This is a genomic window from Tenacibaculum ovolyticum DSM 18103, assembly GCF_000430545.1.
In the GTDB taxonomy this organism is placed as follows: domain Bacteria; phylum Bacteroidota; class Bacteroidia; order Flavobacteriales; family Flavobacteriaceae; genus Polaribacter; species Polaribacter ovolyticus.
In genome coordinates, this window is the sequence record NZ_AUMF01000018.1 from 1 (window position 1) to 16830 (window position 16830).

Below are 16830 nucleotides of genomic sequence, written 5' to 3' on the forward strand. Positions count from 1 at the left end.
AATGCTACACAAAGAGTCGGAGAAATAGGAAAGGGAGGTAAGTATGATTTAAATCTTATCTCCTGAGTAAGTAAAATCGTTAAAGGATGCTTTTAAAAATGAAAAAAGAAAAGTTGAAATGGGTACGTGGAATGATTTTGGGGCAGGATTGGAGAAAGGTAGTAAAAACCAATATAAAAAGTTTAGACCTGCTGAAATAGATTCTTTTATAGCAGTTGAGAATAAATTTAAATTAAAAACAGTTGAAGCACCTAAAGGTCAAAATGGAGATATAAAAGTTATATCTGGACCTAAAGAGTGGGAAGGGAAAATTATTGACACATCAGGTTTGCGTAAAGAGGCTATTTCAGCGTGGAAGCGTAAGCCAGGAAGATCTTTAAATAAGTTTAAAGAAGCAATAGATGATCATTTTATAAAAATGACTAAATCACCTCCTTTGGATATTTATATTTTATATTTAAAATACTTTGATGAAATTGACCCCCTGTTGAGGAAGAAAGTTTTAGAGTATGTTTATGATTCAAAATATAAGTTTAGTAAGTTTGTTAATGAAAAGCACTTTAAAATAATTAATTAAGTTATGAGAAGGGATATATATATATAAAGTATAAGAAAGGAAAGGGTTTCTGGCTGGAAGAAAGGTTTATAGAAGTGTTAAGTTATTATGTGTGTTTGGTTTTTGAAAAAAAAGGATTAGAAAATAAACCAGATTGGTATTTAAATGTTTATGACGATTTTTTAGTGGTTACTCATGGGTATAATACAGGAATACAATCATTCTTGTTCAAGGAAGACTTAGGGTTTAAAAAGGATAGAGAGCAAGAAATAATTAATATTTTAGAAGAAACAAAGAAAATTTTACTACAGAAAGGAAAGGAAATCAGTCTTGAAGAATTAAGAAATGTAACTGAAAGTAGAAAAGTAACGGAAGATTTAAAAAATGGATGGGATTTTCCAGTACAAGTAAAAAGTTTAATTACTGTTACAAACTTTATGATTCAATTATTTAAACACGAATGGGAGGAAGAAAGAGAAGTTTGGTTTGAAGGTTTTGATCATCCAGAGAACGCAGATGTTATATAAAAAATAATGAGCCACTTTTTGTGGCTTTTTTTTATGGTTATAAAACTTTATTATTCGATCTGCAGTATTACAAGCCTCAAAAATGGATGAGTTTAAAGCTTTAGAAGTGCTATTTAAAAATTGTTTTTTAGGAGGCGATCATGCTATTGAAGAAGAAGATGACTTGCGATTAAATATTACTACGTCATTTTCTGAATTTATTCAACCTAAACCTGTTAAGATAGAGGTTTTGTAATGCTGCATACTGTATGTATATAGAAAAGATACAGCTTAGAGGACGTACATTAGATGAGGCTATTCTTCGGTACAAAGTAGAATTAGAATCTAAAATGATTACTGTTGATAAATTTCCTATTAAAGTCGTTGATGGGGAAAAGTATATTAACATAGATGGTGTTGTTGCTCCGAGTACAGAAATTGTAGAAGAATCAAATTATTATCCATTTGGACTTAAACATAAAGGGTATAATAATGTTACAAACTCTTTAGGAAATAGCATTGAGCAGAAGAAAGGTTTTATTGGAAAAAAGCATCAAGAAGAGCTAGGGTTGGGTTGGAGAGATATTACAGCACGTAATTATGCGTTTAACAATCCTATTTATTTTATGAATCCTGATGGGATGATGCAATATGGTCCTGGTGACCTACCTAAAAAAAATCCAATAGGTAAAAAAATGATTAGCAACTTCAGGAATTCTAATAATAAAAGCCCAGGGGGTGATTGTTTTGCTGTCTGTAAAGGAAGGTTTGCTAAAGCGTATAAGCAAGTGATTGGAACATCGCTATATGGAGATTTACCAAAAAGCAGTAAATCTACTTATTATAATGCGAAGAAAACATTTAATAATCTTTTTGCAAGTGCTACTGGAACTCATGTAGGTTGGAAAGGCTTGCCTAAAAATTTAAGAGGCAAAGGAGGTGCTGGGGCTATTGTTAATGCAAGTATGGGAGAAATGGTGAACAAAGAAGGTATTTGGCGTGGAGAGTTGCAAGAAGGAGCAGTAATGCAACTTTATGCAACTGAAGAAGATTTTAATAATGTGGTTGAAGGTACAGATGAAGGAGCTTTTGGTCATTCGGTTATATTTCTAAATTATACATATAATGAAGATGGTAGTATATCTGGAGTGGATATTGCAGATCAATATGGATTAAATGGATATGCTGTTACTAGAGAAGAATTTGCTGTTTGGTTTGAAGCTAACATAACAGTAGGAGAGTCTAGAGAAGAAGTAAAACCTATTAATTTACCTTCAAATGGTATTCAATCTGTTAATTAAAAAGAAACAAAATGAAAATAGATATTAAAAACCTAATCGTTATTATAACTTTATTTCTATTTACAAATAAAATTATTAGCCAAAATGATGGATACTATAGTACATATTTTAATGCTAAAAAAGAAAGTAATAAGGTCAAAATTTTAGATATTACAGATGAAGTTATTGATAATAGTTTATATACGTTTACAAACCTTAAAGAGTTACGATTAATTGATTGTAAAATAGATAGTATTAAGGACGGTATTATTAACCTATCTAATTTAGAGGTTATAAGCATAAGAACAAGTCAATTAAAATTTATAAGCGATAATTTATCAGGCTTAAAAAAAATAAAGAAAATTCAAATTACAGGAAGTCAATTAGAACTTTTAGATTTTTCTAATAATAATATCAGTAAATTTAAATTAAACTTGTCGAATTCTATAGAATATATAAATTTGTCAGGTAATGATATGAATTATATACCTAATGAAATATTTGATATATGTAATTTAAAAATATTGAATCTTAGGTTCAATAAAATTAAAACTTTGGATTCTAATATTAGAAAATTGACTAAGCTTCGAAAATTATTATTAGGAAAGAATAACATATCTTTTTTACCAAACGAATTATATTTAGTAAAACAGCTAGAAGAACTTGAATTAAGAGACAATTCTTTAAGTCAAGTATCAGAAAAGTTAACTAAAATGGAAAGTTTAAAGTATTTAGATCTTTCAAGAAACCCTTTGGAGAGTTTACCCTCTATTAATCATTTTGAAAAAATGGATTTAAGGAAGATAAACCTTATAGATACAAATATAAATCTTAAAGTTTTGAACTCTTTAAAAAGAGAATTAAATAACACTAAAGTTATTTTTTAAAAGTTAAATTGTGAAAGTTTTTTCACTCTTTCTAAATTTTTTAAAGGATAATTGAAAAGGAAGTAGGTAATAACCACTCCTTTTCTTATATGGAAAAAGTATCATACAATTCGTATTTTTTTTAGATGGAAGTGTTAATATCAAAGATGTACTTCCCCCGTACCTTGACATTTTAGCGCTAGCGCTAACGGTAAGTTTTTAAAGGTATATTAAAAGAAACGAGAATATTATTAGCCATTTGTAATGGCAAAACGAAAAGCTTCAATAGTAACATGTTGAAGTTTTTTTGTGTTTTAGAAAACGATGAGTAAATGAACCACGCTAACGCTAGTGTTCTGGTATTGATAGTGTTAGTAGACTCTTTGGGTGTGTTAATAATAGAGAAAGTACGAGCGAGACGCTAGTATTAGCGAGCAAGAAATAGAAGTGATAAATATGAGTAGAAAATAAAGATTTCATAATGAATTGGCAGCATGTTTTATAAGTTTTGCTACTGTGTATTGGTTAGATATTTTTACTTATCAATGTTATTTTGATGTATTAGAAGGGAGTATATATTATTGCAAAAAAGAAAAAAGAATGGAAGTATCTATATGTTGTTTTATGTTAAGTCATATATATGATTTTTAGAGCAATAAATGAAAATCCTTCAGATTTAATAATAGGTTTTAAAGGATTTAGAACAAGAAAATTAATAGAAAAGAATGGCTGTTTTGAATGCTATAAGGAATTGGAACCAAGAATAGTGATGTTGAAAAACGTCAATTTTGGCAACAGCATAATAAACCCGCTCTGCAAAGTCTCCTGACTTAGCGAAAAACCTTAAGCTAATGTTTGTGTAAAAAAGAGGAATATTAAGTGTTAAAAAGTATTTTTTTTAATTAAGATCCAAATTGGAAAGAGAGAATAAAGAAAACTCAAACTGTAAGTCAATATAGTTTAGGTTTTATTTTGGTTGAAAAATAAAATTTATCTTGTCTTTGCAGTAGATAAATTTTAAAAAAGGTTTAAAAAATAGGTGAATTACTAAGTTTGTTAGTGAATATGTGTAACCTTAAGTATCTAAGGTGATTAAGGTGAGCTTTAATAAAAAAAAATGCTAGGAGATACCGGTAACTATAAAAATAAAAACTTTTGATATAGCTATAGAAGAATGGGCGCCTCACGAATCTAAAGAATATGTACAGCAACGTATTATTCAAGCTACTGAAGAAGTTTTAGATAAACTGGAAAGAAGAAAAGAACTAGAAGCATATTTAAATAGTGATGAGGAAGAGGTGACTAATAATTCATCTTCACAATTTTTGGAGTCTAATAAAAAAGAAAAAGCAAATATAAAGAGGAGTTCTTCTAATTATTCAATGAGTTCAAGTACGCCAGCTATTTCTAATTTTTCAGAAACAAACACTTTTAATTTAAATGAAAAGATACTACCTGTTGAGGCGAGGAGGCAGGTAAAAGAACTAAATAATTTAACAAGTAGTATTAGTGATATTGATACTGGCAGTAGAAGTTCAACTAAAGTGACTACTAAACAGCAGTTATTTAATACTGTTCAAGAGTTTAGTCATGTAAGTAGTAGTAATGATTCTATTATTTCAGTAATAAAAGAGAAAATAAAAACGCTTAATGTTGAGTTAATTTCTAATCCTTTTGATGTAGTATTAATAGAAGAAAAAACTTATTGGTATTCAGTATTAAAATCACTAGAGGATAATGAATCCATAGTTAAGTTTTATAATAAGCCAACTCATGAACGTTTTACTGAATTGTATGATACATTAAAAAAAACACAAAGTTTTGATATAGAAAGTTACAGAGAAGTGTTAGTCAAGCAATTTAGTAAAATTACTACAACTAGCAATTATCCACATATTACCAAAGAGCAGTTAACGCATTTATTAACTATAAAAGAAAAATTACAAAAGAAAAATTTTAGCATAAGTAATTTATTGAATGAATATCCTGAAATTTTTGAACTCTTAGGGTTGTTGGATTTTTCATTTGACGAAGTTTTTGAAACATTAACTAAAAAAGGGATATATCCTACATTAACTAATATATATCAAAAAACGCAAACCTATCCAAGTAACTTAGGTGTTAAAGCTATATATGCGTTATACAAATCCAATACAAATAATTTACTTGAAGAAATTATAGTGTATGCAAAGCCTAGTTATGTCATAGATATTGGAAAACATCGAATAGGGCAACATAGTATATATGCTGAGCATATTATAGAGTTTTTAACTATCTTTAAACATCAGCGAAGCATTAGTTTCAAAGAAGTATCAACTGTAAAAGATCAGGTTAATCCATTATTGATTTATGATACGGTAAAGAAAGCTGTACCTAGCCTTACAATTGTGTTAAATAGTTCTTTGGGGCATAGTAGTAATGTAACTGAAATTCTATCTAAAAAAGTAGATTTAATTCCTGAAAACTATATTTTCAGTGTTAAAACTAAAGGTCTTTTTAGTACTACAAAATTTGAATACACCTTAACAATTTTAGATAAAGAAGGTAATGAATTTGTACAGTTTGAAACTTCCCATTATGAAATGTTTGAAGAACTTATAACAGCCTTTGACTATAAAATACCAAAAGCTCAAAAAGAACAAGTTATACAACAATTTTTAACAGGAATTGGTAAAGGAAAAGATAAAAATACTATAGATGCTTATTATAGTAGTTTGCCATCATTTTTGTATGTAAATGATAAAGGCTATCAATTAACGGGAGCTAATGAACTATTAGCTGCCAATAATTTAGAAACTGATTTAAGAGAGTTATTAAATGGTTCTGTTAATGACAGTGGTAGTAGTGAAGAACTCGCTATTGTAAATATTATAAAAGCAATGCCTTATGATAAGTTGTATAGCTTATTGTATAAGGATACTCAATTGCTATATCAAATTTTTGACCAATTAGATGGTGATGAATACAAGGCTTTTACAACTTATCTTACTACAATAATAAATCATCTTAATAAAAAATCAAAAGGGACTATCTTATTTAGTAACGAATATTGGATGTTTAGAAATATTCATGTTAGTACATCTAATTGGAGTGGCGGAAATAATATAAGTTTTGAAACTTTCCAAAATATAAGAAATGGATTTGAAGATGATGGTAAAGGTGGCACAAAAGTTAATTTTGATAAAAGAGTTTTAAATAGTATTCAAAGATGCCATCCTTTAGATATCGTAACATTATCTACGAAATACCCAAATAAAAATGAAGTGCCTTCTATGAATGTGTTGGCTTTTGAGCTGTATAGTAAAGTATATAAGCAAAAAGTATGGGATTGGGTTAATATCACTACAGACGTTATTGGTGTATTAACCATTGTAGGCGGTACAGCTACTTTAATAGGAAAAGGACTTGCTGTAGGTACACGTATAGCTATAGGAGCTGGTATTGCAAAAGAGATAAGTTCTATTCTTATTCAAAATCAAAAATTAACAACTTGGTTGAAAAAAGACCATAAAGAAGTTTATAAAGTTTGGTCTACGATGGATACCACTGGTAATGGGGTTTATCTGGCAATGTCTTTACCACAACTAGCAAGATTTATAAGCAAGGGAGGTAAGGCTATTGCAGGAATGACAGCTAAAGGTTATAAATCTGTAGCATTATTCTCTAAAAGCTTAGCACAAGCTATTAAAACGTTTTACTATAGATTACGTTTTATAGCGACTGATATTGTAAATATTTCTAAAAATTACTCATCAGTCAATAAAGTTATTGATGAAACGGAGTTGATTATTAAAGAGCTTAAAAATATTGAATCTGTAAAAATTAAATGGAATACAGGAATAAATAAGACAATAGAAGCTTTTCATAAAAATCAAAATTCTGTTAAATCTTTGATTAAGCAGTTAAAAATCAGTACGAATATTATTGAGGTAAACTTGAAAGAGTTAAAATCTATTAAGTCAAATTTAAATAATAATTTAATAAACAATGATTTAATAAAGAAAGTTGATAAGCATATCGCAAAATTATCGAATCTTAAATTTCAGAATATAGAGTATCTAAAAAAGCTAAATAAGATTCATGACAATATCGAAAATAAATATGTCAGGGTTGTTTCAAAAATTAAAACATCAATTGTTTACAGAGTTCAAGGAGGAGTGTTACCAAATGCAAGTAGGACTAGAATACTACCAATTGGAGATGGAAGTATTAGTATATTAGGAGATAAAAAATTGTATATAACTATTGATGATGCTAAATATCAGATATATTATTATAATAAGAGAGGAGGTCAAGCAAAAGGGGCGGAAATTATTACATTTAAGGTTCCCAAAAAGTTTTTAGATGAAATTAAAAGAACCGCAGTTACTCAAGATCAATTATCAGAATATAAAAAATTAGTAAATAATAAAAGTAAGTACGATGCTTACAGAAGTAAACATCCAGAAGCGGCTGATTTAACTAAAAGTAAAAGTGCTTATGGTCTATATGGAGAGGAGTGGTTTAATAAGTTGAAAAATAATATGATTAAAGGTACTTTTGAAATTAAAAAACCTAAATAAAATATCAAATGACTAAATATAAAATTAATAATATTCAGGAAGTACAAGATAGAATTGATATGGATGATTTACTAGGATGTATAAAATATAAAAATAAATATCATTTTTTTTTAAGTGATATTACATCTTGGGTTTTAAATTATAGTAAATATGATCCAACAATTAATATTAGAAATAAAAATTTTAAAAATGGAATATTAAATGTTGAACAAGAAAATAAAACTTCATATTTAGAGTACTTAAAAGATGATTTTTTTAAAAAAGATTTGTTAGATGAATATCAATCTAAAATGAAGTTTATGGATTTACACCTGTATTTTTTCATAGATTTTGATATAAATTTTTATGTAAATGGTTATCCAGAAAATTTAAGTCCAGAAGAGTATTTACCAAATGAGAGTTGGAAGAGCGTAATTAATGATCCTGTTCTTTATTTACCTGAATCGCTAGCTAGATATTGGGGAAAGGATAGTTAAATAAAAAAAACTCAGAAATATATTTTCTGTTATCGTGTTTTTATTCATCCTTTCTTTTCATGAGAAGGAAGGATAGAGATGTAGATTTATGAAAAAAAAAGCTGAACTAGAGATTATAGCAAATATAGAAGCCAAGAATCTTGTCGGAAAATCTATTGAAATTCCTGTTGAAAAAGCAAGAGCTATTATAAAATATATATATGGATATGATATGCCTACCATTGTTGATGTTAAAGAGATAAATTATATACTCAAGAATGAAGTACCAAAAATCAATCTACAGGAAGGAGTCTTATAAGCTTTATTTATAAGTATTTAAAGGGTTATAAATTATAATACATGAAAAGACCATTAATATTAAGAATTTTATCTCTCTTATTGGAAAGATCATCTGGGAATATATTTTTAGATGTGCATTTTCGAATCCATAAAAATGATTTTAACAGGCTTTGTTTAAAAAAAGAGAAGTTTGAAAAAGGAAAATTTGAGTTTATATATGTATATGTTACGGATATTAATATTCCCAAAGGACAAGAATTTAATTTTGTTTTTTTAAGAGAAAATCCATTAAATTACGTTAAAACCCAGATGAAAGTTTTAGAAATTTATGACTCAAAAACAGGTAAGGAAAGATTTAATATTGAAGGTTTTCATAATAATTGCTTAGTTGAATTTACAGAAGGAGTTCCTAGTAATTGGAATAGAGTAGCTTATGTTAATTCTGATTATGTTGCTCCAAAAAGAATGGAATATACATTTACTAATCAAGAAACGATGTCTCGAATTGTAAAAATGTATAAGATTTTTCTGTTTTTTAAAAAATTAGAAGAAGAATCTTCTGATAATATTATTGTTGCAATAGATAGTATTGCAACAAATGAAAATAATAAACTTCCTGAGAATCTTTTACAAAAAGAAAATAATGCTTTTGTATGTATAAAGGATATAAGAGGAATAGAAGTGAATAAAGGTACCATGTTTGATGTCATTTTTACACTGAATGGTATTTATGATTTTATAGAATGTAAAACCAAAATTATTGATTTTTATAAAGAAGATGGTACTACTAAGGCTAGTATTCCTAAAGATATTTCTACACTAGAATTTTGTCATTTAGAATTTAAAGATGAAAGGCCTGTCATTTGGAAAGAATTGTGTTTAGAGACAGACCTTAAAGAAGTCAAAGCTAAAAAAGAAGTACTATACCTTGCATCAAATCATACAATGCTAAGACTACTAGAGTTATTAGAAGAGGGTGGTTTTTTAAACATCAGAATACTAAAAATAAGATTAAATAACTAAAAACAAATATCTATGCTCTCGTCTTTACTTTTTGTAATTATAATGTTTTTGTTTTTCACAATAATATTACCATTGTTTCTTTTGTGTTTTCTTACCATATCAAACAAGCTTATACAAACGAAACTTAAAAAAGGAAATTCAGTTTTTGAAGCGTCTTTTAAGTTTGCTTATCAGGCAAATTTTGTTGTGTGGTTTGGTATTTTTATACTTATCAATTTTACCGGTATTAAAGATATACAATTTGATTTCTTGGATGGATTATATGTCTTTTTAATCATTTATGTAATAGGAACATTCATTACAACATTTACAACGGGGCTTGTATTAGGGGCTTTAGCAAAAGCTAATTTAAAAATTAAGAAAGAAATTAAAGCAATTATTACGCCAGAAGAAGATCATGAACTAATAGAAAAAGATGAAGAAAAATCACCATTATTAGATAAAAAATACTCAGGTGCTTTTATTCTAGAAAACGAAGAAGAAAGGTTTAATTATATTGTAATTCAATATATAAAAGATTTTGTAGCTTCTAAAAATGGTAAATATATAGGAATTATTTTATCGGTAATCTATGGTCTTATTTATCATTTTTCTTTTAAAAATTTTCAAGGTTATGACTTTTTGTATGTAGTGTTAACTGTTGTAATTCCTTCTTTAATAGCTGTTTTACCAGGTTTGTTAAATCAGAAGGAATTTTTAAAACGGACATCACTGCAACTATTTTTTCCTTTTTTTAGTAATTTAATTTTTGTAATGTTTGCTATAAAAAAAAAGGAAGAAATAGTTGCACTTTTTCTTTTTGGTTTTCCTTATTTTATTCTTGTAAGCATAGCAAGCGTTATTTTGTGCATCATAAGAAAAAAAACGAACTAAATAAATTTTCCTAGATAACGTGAGTTCGATGTAAGCAAAACGTGTCAGTTCGAGTGAAATTCTGGAGGAATTTAGTATGGAGAACAGCATTTTTTGTTTTTTAAATATATAGTTTTCTAAGGAAATCCAATCGAAGGGATAATGTATAATAGTTTGAAAAGAAATTGGTATGTTTTTTGTTGCAAATAAATTAAAAAATAATAGATGAAAATAGCTAGTATCATAGTAGGTTTAGTAATGACACTCTCATTACTATTTGTTAATAAGACAACAACAAGAATCGTAAAATTAGAATCTTGCTATTATAAAGGTAAAAAGTTATACGGTAAAATAAAACTGGTAGAAAACCAAAATGATGCAGATCTTAAAGTGAAAATAGTAAATAGTTTTCCCGATTTAAAAGTGAAGTTTGTAGAGAACTTTGCAGATGAATGTGGTGAATGGCAAATTGTAGAGAACAATGAAGATTTAAAAGTGTACATCACCGAAAGTTTTCCAGATATTAAAATTCAACCAGTAACATCTTCGCCTGGCTTGGTTAAATAACATTTAGTATAAAATAGTAAAGAGATATATACGCTCTCGATATTTATTCATTTCGGATACATATCGAGAGCTTTTTTTTGAACCTTTCCTAAAAATTTTAGAGACTTAAATTGTGAAAAAAATGTAAGTTGGTTTGTCTTTTACAGATATTACAATTCGAACAGTATACCCGATTAATGTGGTTGTTTTATGTAAGGGGAGATTATTAACTAATAATTGAAACTCAAAAAAAGACAAATAAACAAAAAATGACTGACCTATAAATTTACTGCAAACACAGGAAATGGAGCCTCTAAAAATTCGTGTTACAAAATCATCTTTTTATTTTTATAACTCACCAAAGAAGAAGATGAAATATGAGTTTACTTACAGATAATGATAGCTTTTTTGACTTAAATGAAAATCCAAAAATACCAGATGTTTCGGTTGTAGGTAAGGCATTCATGAATATTCAAAATCAACAGCCAAAAGTAGTAATAGGTAGTTTAACAGTAGCGCAAGTGGTGAAAGAAACGCCACGTAAAACGCTAAGAGAAGAGTTAGAAACAATACGAAGAGATACTCAAATATAATTTATGGCAGAAATAACATTGAAAATAGCAGAGTGGAAAAAACAATATAAAGAGGTAATAAAAATAACATCAGAAGAAGAGGTTGCCTATTTAAAGAAACCAACAGTAGCTACTGTACAAAAATTTAAGGAGTTAAAAGAAGAAGATCAATACAAAGCATTAGCTTTTCTTTTTAAAGAATGTGTGTTAGAGAATAAAGAGTATGAAGATGAATTTATGCTATCGGCAAGTAAATCGTTATTAGAAAAAATACCACAGGCGGTTGAAAGTACTATAAATAAAGAAGCAGGAGTAGACGAAATTAAAAAATCGGCAGCTTTAGTTCGACATTATTTTAATAAAGACCCGTACGCTTTACCAATAGATGAATTTCATCAATTAGTAGGAGAAGCTTTGTGGTTACAAGAGTATAAAAACAAGCAATTAGAAATGACATTATCAAATGTATTGGTAAAAACTTTTGCAAATAATTCATTTTAAAAAAAGAAAAGAAAAAGAAAATGGCTTTTAATATAAAACTAAAAAATGCATTAAGTCAGTACGAAACCCTTATTGATTATGCAGCACAAGAAGTAGTTGATTTAGGTATTACAGAATTTAAGGACTTTATAATCGATAAAAAAGGAGGAGAATTTAACTTGCCTGTATTTGCTCCACTAGTATTTGAACCACTAATAAAAAAGGATTTAGTACTTCCTTTTTTACGAATAGACGCTGTAAATATTTCAACGAGTAGGTCTAAAAATATAAAAAAAACAGCAATTGAAGGTAGAGATCACACAGTAAAAGAACATATTTCTAACGGAGATTTTAGTATTTCTGTTGAAGGATTAATTGCAGACGATGGATACGCAAAAGAATACCCAAAAGGTAAATTATTTTTATTAAAACAATTTTTAAATGCACCTTATGCATTGCGAGTTACACATGCCATTTTAAACCGATTAGGAGTATACGAAATTGTAATAGATAGTTACAGTATACCATCTATAGATGGGGTGAAAAATATTCAGAAATTTTCATTTCAAGCAACTTCAGACGAACCTATAGAACTAATTATTAGAGATAATGCTTAATTTAAATTGCAAAATAAAAGTATATGAAACGAAGGGTTTACAACCTTCAGGAAAAGTATATCAATTTACACATGTAAAAAATATAGTTATAAATTCATCGTATAAAAATTTTACAGACACCGCTACTATAACAATACCAAAAGCTATTGTAGCCAATAAATTAAACGATACACTAGGTATTCAAATAGCTAGAAGATTACCTGTTGATTTGAAAGAAAGAAGTGTTCATGAATTTTTTAAGATTGATTATTATGTCGAAATTTTTTTAGGATATAATGGAGAGTCTAAACCCGCTTTTCGAGGATATATTAGAGAAGTAAAAGGAGATGCACCTGTGCAAATTGAATGTGATGACATGATGTATTATTTAAAAAAGTACAAAATGGTTGCGACAGGTAAGGCTAAAGAGGAGGCCGATGAAGATGAAAAAAACCAAATTCCAAAAAACAATTCCAAAACTAATAATAAGCTTAAAGAAACTTTAGAAAAAAGGTTAAAAGAAATAAATATTCCTTTTTTTGATGCGACAAAGATAACAATTGAAAATGTTGGAGATATCGTAATTGATAGGAGTTGGAATATTGTTAAGTTTTTAAAAGAACTTAGAGAAAAATATGATATTTATTCTTATTTCAGATTAGAAAAAGAAAAAGATATTTATAAGAGTGTACTACACATAACTAATAACCCTTGTTTGTATACAGAAGAGGAAATTAACACTTTGTTAGAAAAGCATAAAAATGTTGAAGTAAAAACTCCCCTGCCGAAAGCATTATTAAAAAGAGCTATCTCTTTAACTGGAGTAGGAGATGTATTAAATTTTTTTAAAAAAGATGATACTTATATAGGTGAAGGACGATTACGTTTTCATTACAATATCATTAACGATAGTTTAAAACTAGCAGAAGAGAAAGTAAAAAAAGTACGTTTAAGAGCAGAAGAGTATTATGTTAACTCAAATATACCCATTGCTTCAGAAATTGGAGACCTTGATGGAGCGCTAGAAAAAAAGTATGTTTTTCATAATAACAAAGAAGAACTAGATTTTGAAGATCCTATTAAATATAAAAAAAAGACAGAAGAAATTAAAGCAAAACTAGAAGTGATTTCTGGGTTACGATTAGCTAGGTTAAAACAAAAAGGGCTTACTGGTACTATTACAACTTTTGGAGAACCTTTTATGAGGCCATTAGATAAAATAGGTCTTGAAAATTCTGAAGATCCTGAAAAAGAAGGTGTTTTTTTAGTCGAAGAAGTACAACGTAGTTATGGAACTCAAGGATATAGACAAAAAATAACTGTTGGTAGATTGCTAAAAAAAGAAAAGAAAAAAGAAAAATAGGATGGAGGGAATAGATATTATAATGGAGCAAATAGCGAATAAACAAGGAACCATACAAACCTATGCCGCTAAAGTAATCGCTATAAATAGAGAAGAAAAATCAAAACATAATTCAGAAGAAGCTTTTACGGTAAATGTACTACGGTCAGATGGAGCAGAAATAAACAATGTGCGCTTAAAAGCATCTATACAAGATAAAGAACAAGGAGTTGTATGTGTACCAAAACTAAATAGCTGGGTTTTTATATCAATTATTGAAACTACAGAAACTAGAGCCTTCATTTCTCAATATTCTGAAATAGAAAAAATATTTTTACGTATCAAGGATAATGAAAATAAGTTTTTTGAATTACAATCAGATGTAAATTCGACAAGCCTGTTATTTAAGAAAGAAGAAAAAAAAGGGAAAGAAACAACATATAAAAATAGTACAAGCTTAGAATTTAATGGAGTAGAAAAAGCATTAAACGTTAAGTTTTGGAATGAAGAAGAAAACAAAATAACACATCAAACTACAGTAGCTCAAGATAAAGTAACGGTAAACTTTGAAGAAGGTGAAGGGTATCAATTATTGGTTGATAAAGATAAAGTTTTAATAAATAAAGGAGACTTGAACTTTAAATTAGAATCAAAATTTAATATTCAGGTTGGTAGCTTTAATTTGTTTAGTGAACTAGAAAGTTTAATTAATGAGATAAAGAAAATAGTGGTAGTACAAGGTGTCAGTCCAGATGTTGGAGCACTTACAACCATAAGTAAAAATATAGAACAGATTTTAGAATAATAACTATGGCATTAAACGCAGATACTTTAGCGGGAAAGATAGAAAACGTACTAAAAGAAAATGTAAGTGTAGGAGGAGAAGTACCAACAGATAATAATAAAGCAAAAGAAATAATTGACGAATCTGTTAAAAAAATGGCATCAGCAATAGCGGGAGCTGTAGTAAAACATATAACCGAAAATTTGGTCGTAGTTTCAACAGGAACAGGTAATAAAGGAGCGCCAGTAAGCTCTACATCTACATCAATATCATAAATATATGGAAGATTTTAAATTAAATGAAGAAATGGATTTGGTCTTTGAAAATGGAGATTTTTCTATTGAAGATACAGATCAGCAAAACATAGAACTTATTTTATTAACACATAAAGGAAGTTTTAAAGAATATCCAATACTAGGAGTTGGAATTACCGACTATTTAAAAAGTCCTGAGATAATTTCGAGGCTTCGATTAGAAAATGAAATAAACAATCAGTTAGAGTACGACAACTTTACAATAAAGGAAGTAGATGTTAATAATCTTGAAAATATACATATAGATGGGAATTATTAAACTACAAGAAAACCAAAATCTATTTGACGCAACTATACAAGAATATGGAAGCATAGAAGGATTATTTGAATTATTAGAGGCTAATGAAATAACCAACATAGCTCCTTTGAAAAATGAAAATGAAATTTCGATTTATAATGATATCGTAATAAAAGGAAAAGTAGTAAAAAGAGATGTTGTAGAATATTATATAGCTAGAGGCAAAAAACCAGCAACTAAATTATCTAAAACCGAATTAGAGCTGTTAGTAAAATTTAAAGATTGTGAAGGAATAGGGTGTATGGAGGTTGAACACGACTTTATTGTATATAAAGAACCAGCGTTGAAACCTAAAAGTTGTATAGAAGAGATAATTTACAATCAAAAAAATGAAGGTATTGGGTATATGGAAGTATCGCAAGACTTTTTAGTGCATAAAAAAGAAGAATAAAAATTACATAGATGTTTGTTTTGGTAAATAGTACTATAAAATATCTAGGATAAAAAAGAAAAATAAAAATGGCTCGTACAATTGCAGAAATACAACAAGAAATATTAGTAGAAAAAGAAAAACACAGTGAATTATCAGCTTTAACAAGTACTTCAAAAACCGCTATATGGCGATTGTGGGTATATGTTGTGTCTACCGCTATTTGGTTACACGAAAAAATAGTAGAAAGAAATGCGCTACTATCACGACCACACACGCTTAATTGGTATAAGGAACAAGCTTTAGGTTTTTTATATGGGGTAGGAGATGATAATGTAGCTAAAGAAGCTTTAGATTTAGAATGGAGAGATGGATATTTTCAATACCCTAAACTATCTGAAGAAAAAATAAAAGAGTTGAGTATTATAAAACACTGCGCTATTTCTGAACGATTATTTGATGAGATAGAAAAAAAAGAAGGTGGAGAGATAAATAGTGAAGACTTGTCAAATATAATAAGTGAATATTACTATAACCAAGTAGGAGTGTTAACGCTAAAAGTTGCAAAAGAAGGGCCAGGTGGTGAAAAAACGTTCTTAACACCTCAAGAAAAGAGAGCTTTTCGTGCATATATGAATCAAATAAAAGACGCAGGTACTCAAATACGAGTAGTATCAAATAAAGGAGATATTATTTTTATTGAGTTAGAAGTATATGTAGATCCTTTAGTAATTTATACAGAAGATGAAACCGAAGCAGACAAACAGAATGTGGGTAAATTACTTAATAATTTAGCTATTAGCCCTGTGGAAGATGCGATACATAAATACGTTTCTACTTTAGAGTTTAATGGAGCTTTCGTACCTACTTACTTAATCGATAAAATTCAAAAAGTACCAGGAGTAGCATTACCCCTTTTAAGAAAAATAACAATAAAAGAAGAAAGAGAAGATGCCGAAGGAAACATTACATATGTTAACAAAGGAGTGGTATATGATGATGCAGACAGTAAAAAAGAAACTCCATTTTTTGTGGCAAATGCAGGATATTTTAATTTAAAATCAGACAGCTTAAATATTGTATATAAACCATACAACTTGCAAACAAACCCTAACTTTAACGTTTAGA

General features: G+C 28.3%; 20 protein-coding genes. All 20 read left to right on the forward strand.

The window, feature by feature from the left end; genetic code table 11:
• Positions 1 to 118: 118 nt before the first annotated feature.
• Entirely contained in the window at positions 119 to 577 is a 459-nt protein-coding gene (locus tag H518_RS0106665) for a hypothetical protein (RefSeq protein ID WP_028888335.1), read from the forward strand.
• Positions 578 to 672: 95 nt separating this feature from the next.
• Entirely contained in the window at positions 673 to 1083 is a 411-nt protein-coding gene (locus H518_RS0106670; protein ID WP_028888336.1) for a hypothetical protein, read from the forward strand.
• A gap of 82 nt (positions 1084 to 1165) precedes the next feature.
• Complete coding sequence (locus tag H518_RS19415) at positions 1166 to 1318, forward strand: hypothetical protein (protein WP_240472498.1); 153 nt, start codon at positions 1166 to 1168, stop codon at positions 1316 to 1318.
• 13 nt (positions 1319 to 1331) lie between these two features.
• On the forward strand, positions 1332 to 2363 hold the full coding sequence (locus H518_RS0106680; RefSeq protein WP_028888337.1) for a hypothetical protein: 1032 nt from the start codon (positions 1332 to 1334) through the stop codon (positions 2361 to 2363).
• An 11-nt stretch (positions 2364 to 2374) separates the two neighbouring features.
• Positions 2375 to 3229, forward strand: coding sequence for a leucine-rich repeat domain-containing protein (locus H518_RS0106685; protein WP_028888338.1), 855 nt, complete (start codon positions 2375 to 2377; stop codon positions 3227 to 3229).
• Between the two features lie 1304 nt (positions 3230 to 4533).
• Positions 4534 to 7770 (forward strand): hypothetical protein, encoded by a 3237-nt coding sequence (locus tag H518_RS0106690; protein ID WP_028888339.1) that lies wholly within the window; start codon positions 4534 to 4536, stop codon positions 7768 to 7770.
• A gap of 8 nt (positions 7771 to 7778) precedes the next feature.
• Complete coding sequence (locus H518_RS0106695) at positions 7779 to 8246, forward strand: hypothetical protein (RefSeq protein ID WP_028888340.1); 468 nt, start codon at positions 7779 to 7781, stop codon at positions 8244 to 8246.
• An 88-nt stretch (positions 8247 to 8334) separates the two neighbouring features.
• Positions 8335 to 8544 (forward strand): hypothetical protein, encoded by a 210-nt coding sequence (locus H518_RS0106700; RefSeq protein ID WP_028888341.1) that lies wholly within the window; start codon positions 8335 to 8337, stop codon positions 8542 to 8544.
• A 41-nt stretch (positions 8545 to 8585) separates the two neighbouring features.
• Complete coding sequence (locus tag H518_RS0106705) at positions 8586 to 9548, forward strand: hypothetical protein (RefSeq protein ID WP_028888342.1); 963 nt, start codon at positions 8586 to 8588, stop codon at positions 9546 to 9548.
• A gap of 249 nt (positions 9549 to 9797) precedes the next feature.
• Complete coding sequence (locus H518_RS0106715) at positions 9798 to 10421, forward strand: hypothetical protein (protein WP_155995176.1); 624 nt, start codon at positions 9798 to 9800, stop codon at positions 10419 to 10421.
• A gap of 204 nt (positions 10422 to 10625) precedes the next feature.
• Positions 10626 to 10967 (forward strand): hypothetical protein, encoded by a 342-nt coding sequence (locus H518_RS0106720; protein WP_028888344.1) that lies wholly within the window; start codon positions 10626 to 10628, stop codon positions 10965 to 10967.
• A 356-nt stretch (positions 10968 to 11323) separates the two neighbouring features.
• Positions 11324 to 11539 carry a hypothetical protein gene (locus H518_RS0106725; protein ID WP_028888345.1) on the forward strand — a complete coding sequence of 72 codons (216 nt, stop codon included), beginning with the start codon at positions 11324 to 11326 and terminating at the stop codon, positions 11537 to 11539.
• Between the two features lie 3 nt (positions 11540 to 11542).
• The gene (locus tag H518_RS0106730) at positions 11543 to 12019 is read left to right on the forward strand and encodes a hypothetical protein (RefSeq protein WP_028888346.1); all 477 of its coding nucleotides are present in this window, start codon (positions 11543 to 11545) and stop codon (positions 12017 to 12019) included.
• A 20-nt stretch (positions 12020 to 12039) separates the two neighbouring features.
• Positions 12040 to 12615 (forward strand): DUF6046 domain-containing protein, encoded by a 576-nt coding sequence (locus H518_RS0106735; RefSeq protein ID WP_028888347.1) that lies wholly within the window; start codon positions 12040 to 12042, stop codon positions 12613 to 12615.
• Positions 12608 to 13957: a hypothetical protein gene (locus H518_RS0106740; RefSeq protein ID WP_028888348.1), complete on the forward strand. Its 1350-nt coding sequence runs from the start codon at positions 12608 to 12610 to the stop codon at positions 13955 to 13957. Before H518_RS0106735 ends, H518_RS0106740 begins: the two co-directional genes overlap by 8 nt.
• Before the next feature lies 1 nt (position 13958).
• A complete protein-coding gene (locus H518_RS0106745; protein ID WP_028888349.1) occupies positions 13959 to 14741 on the forward strand; it encodes a hypothetical protein in 783 nt (260 codons plus the stop codon).
• 5 nt (positions 14742 to 14746) lie between these two features.
• Positions 14747 to 14995 carry a hypothetical protein gene (locus tag H518_RS0106750; protein WP_028888350.1) on the forward strand — a complete coding sequence of 83 codons (249 nt, stop codon included), beginning with the start codon at positions 14747 to 14749 and terminating at the stop codon, positions 14993 to 14995.
• Positions 14996 to 14999: 4 nt separating this feature from the next.
• Positions 15000 to 15293 carry a hypothetical protein gene (locus tag H518_RS0106755; protein ID WP_028888351.1) on the forward strand — a complete coding sequence of 98 codons (294 nt, stop codon included), beginning with the start codon at positions 15000 to 15002 and terminating at the stop codon, positions 15291 to 15293.
• Positions 15280 to 15723: a hypothetical protein gene (locus H518_RS19420; RefSeq protein ID WP_051263695.1), complete on the forward strand. Its 444-nt coding sequence runs from the start codon at positions 15280 to 15282 to the stop codon at positions 15721 to 15723. The genes H518_RS0106755 and H518_RS19420 overlap by 14 nt, the downstream gene beginning before the upstream one ends.
• Before the next feature lie 68 nt (positions 15724 to 15791).
• Positions 15792 to 16829: a hypothetical protein gene (locus tag H518_RS0106765; RefSeq protein WP_028888352.1), complete on the forward strand. Its 1038-nt coding sequence runs from the start codon at positions 15792 to 15794 to the stop codon at positions 16827 to 16829.
• Position 16830 lies beyond the last annotated feature (1 nt).

Bases quoted from the DNA above. Each gene is read 5' to 3' on its own strand.
- H518_RS0106725 (WP_028888345.1), top strand. From the start codon at position 11,324: ATGAGTTTACTTACAGATAATGATAGCTTTTTTGACTTAAATGAAAAT.
- H518_RS0106755 (WP_028888351.1), top strand. From the start codon at position 15,000: ATGGAAGATTTTAAATTAAATGAAGAAATGGATTTGGTCTTTGAAAAT.
- H518_RS0106745 (WP_028888349.1), top strand. From the start codon at position 13,959: ATGGAGGGAATAGATATTATAATGGAGCAAATAGCGAATAAACAAGGA.
- H518_RS19415 (WP_240472498.1), top strand. From the start codon at position 1,166: ATGGATGAGTTTAAAGCTTTAGAAGTGCTATTTAAAAATTGTTTTTTA.
- H518_RS0106695 (WP_028888340.1), top strand. From the start codon at position 7,779: ATGACTAAATATAAAATTAATAATATTCAGGAAGTACAAGATAGAATT.
- H518_RS0106735 (WP_028888347.1), top strand. From the start codon at position 12,040: ATGGCTTTTAATATAAAACTAAAAAATGCATTAAGTCAGTACGAAACC.
- H518_RS0106720 (WP_028888344.1), top strand. From the start codon at position 10,626: ATGAAAATAGCTAGTATCATAGTAGGTTTAGTAATGACACTCTCATTA.
- H518_RS0106665 (WP_028888335.1), top strand. From the start codon at position 119: ATGGGTACGTGGAATGATTTTGGGGCAGGATTGGAGAAAGGTAGTAAA.
- H518_RS0106700 (WP_028888341.1), top strand. From the start codon at position 8,335: ATGAAAAAAAAAGCTGAACTAGAGATTATAGCAAATATAGAAGCCAAG.
- H518_RS0106730 (WP_028888346.1), top strand. From the start codon at position 11,543: ATGGCAGAAATAACATTGAAAATAGCAGAGTGGAAAAAACAATATAAA.
- H518_RS0106705 (WP_028888342.1), top strand. From the start codon at position 8,586: ATGAAAAGACCATTAATATTAAGAATTTTATCTCTCTTATTGGAAAGA.
- H518_RS0106765 (WP_028888352.1), top strand. From the start codon at position 15,792: ATGGCTCGTACAATTGCAGAAATACAACAAGAAATATTAGTAGAAAAA.
- H518_RS0106740 (WP_028888348.1), top strand. From the start codon at position 12,608: ATGCTTAATTTAAATTGCAAAATAAAAGTATATGAAACGAAGGGTTTA.
- H518_RS19420 (WP_051263695.1), top strand. From the start codon at position 15,280: ATGGGAATTATTAAACTACAAGAAAACCAAAATCTATTTGACGCAACT.
- H518_RS0106680 (WP_028888337.1), top strand. From the start codon at position 1,332: ATGTATATAGAAAAGATACAGCTTAGAGGACGTACATTAGATGAGGCT.
- H518_RS0106685 (WP_028888338.1), top strand. From the start codon at position 2,375: ATGAAAATAGATATTAAAAACCTAATCGTTATTATAACTTTATTTCTA.
- H518_RS0106750 (WP_028888350.1), top strand. From the start codon at position 14,747: ATGGCATTAAACGCAGATACTTTAGCGGGAAAGATAGAAAACGTACTA.